Here is a 1,477-nt window from a genome sequence, read left to right on the forward strand (position 1 = left end):
CCCGCCGGGTCCCGCTTCCTCCGCCCCGGCCACGAGGCACCTGAATGAGACGACTGCTCCCCCTGCTTCTGCTCCTGCTGGGCCCCGCCCTGCCGGCCGCCGCCGCGCCCACCCCGGCGTCGGACGCCTTCCCGTACACCCTCCACACGGACACCCTGCCCAACGGCCTCACCGTGGTCCGCGTGCCCTACCCGTCCAGCGGCATCATCGCCTACGTCACCGTGGTCCGCGTGGGCTCGCGCAACGAGGTGGAGCCCGGCCGCACCGGCTTCGCCCACTTCTTCGAGCACATGATGTTCAAGGGCACGAAGACGCACCCGGAAGGCGAGCGCGAGCGCATCCTCGGGAACTTCGGCTACGACGACAACGCCTTCACCACCGACGACATCACCCTCTACTACTCCTACGGCCCCACCGCCGGCCTGCCCCAGCTCATCGAAATCGAGGCGGACCGCTTCCGGAACCTGGAGTACAGCGAGCCGTCCTTCCAGACGGAGGCGCTCGCCGTGCTCGGCGAGTACCACAAGAACGCCGCCGCCCCCTTCCTCAAGATGGAGGAGGAGCTCAACGCCGCGGCCTTCACCCGCCACACGTACCAACACACCACCATGGGCTTCTACAAGGACATCCAGGCGATGCCCCAGGCCTATGCGTACAGCCGCACCTTCTTCGAGCGCTGGTACACCCCCGACAACACCCTGCTCTTCATCATCGGTGACTTCGACGACGCCCAGGTCATGGAGCAGGTCCGCCAGCACTACGGCCCGTGGAATCGCAAGGCCGCCCAAGTCACCGTCCCCGCCGAGCCCCCCCAGCAGGGGCCTCGCACCGCGCACATCGACTGGCCGCAGCCCACGCAGCCCCGGCTGGTGATTGCGTGGCGCACGCCCGGCGCCGGCACCAGCCCGGAAGACGCCGCCATCCAGACGCTCCTCGTGGACTACCTGGCCGGCCCCACCAGCCCCGCCTACAAGCGGCTGGTGCTGGACAAGCAGCTCGTGGAGTCCATTGGCAGCGACTACGCCGAGCACCGCGACCCGCACCTCTTCACCCTCACCGCCACCCTCAAGGACAAGCGCCACAGCGCCGCCGTCCGCAAGACGCTGCTCCAGGAGGTCAGCCGGCTCGCCGCCGGCCGCGTGGACGCCGCGCGCCTCAAGGCCATCCAGGACCACGCCCGCTACGGCGCGCTCATGGCCCTGGAGACGCCTCGTGACGTGGGCATCCAGCTCGGCTGGTACGCCGGCGTCACGGGCTCGCCCGACGGCTTCCAGCGCCACCTGCAGCGCCTGCCCCAGGTGACGCCCGCGCAGCTGTCCGACTTCACCAAGCGCCACCTCACCGCCAACAAGTTCATCCTGCTCAGCCTCACCCCCAAGACGGACGCCCAGGGAGGGACGAAGTGATGAAGACCCGAGCACTCCTGTCCCTCACCGCCCTGCTGGGGCTCGCCGGCTGCGCCACCACGCCCCAGGCG

General features: G+C 69.9%; 1 protein-coding gene. It reads left to right on the plus strand.

Translation table 11 applies throughout. From position 1 onward, the window contains the following. The first annotated feature begins 44 nt into the window (after window positions 1-44). Entirely contained in the window at window positions 45-1,406 is a 1,362-nt protein-coding gene (locus tag G4D87_RS37695) for a M16 family metallopeptidase (RefSeq protein WP_163787583.1), read from the plus strand. The last annotated feature ends 71 nt before the right edge of the window (window positions 1,407-1,477 follow it).

It is taken from the genome of Myxococcus vastator, from assembly GCF_010894475.1.
Classification (GTDB): domain Bacteria; phylum Myxococcota; class Myxococcia; order Myxococcales; family Myxococcaceae; genus Myxococcus; species Myxococcus vastator.

What these genes read in the sequence shown, in the direction of transcription:
- G4D87_RS37695 (WP_163787583.1), top strand. Translation starts at nt 45, where the DNA reads ATGAGACGACTGCTCCCCCTGCTTCTGCTCCTGCTGGGCCCCGCCCTG.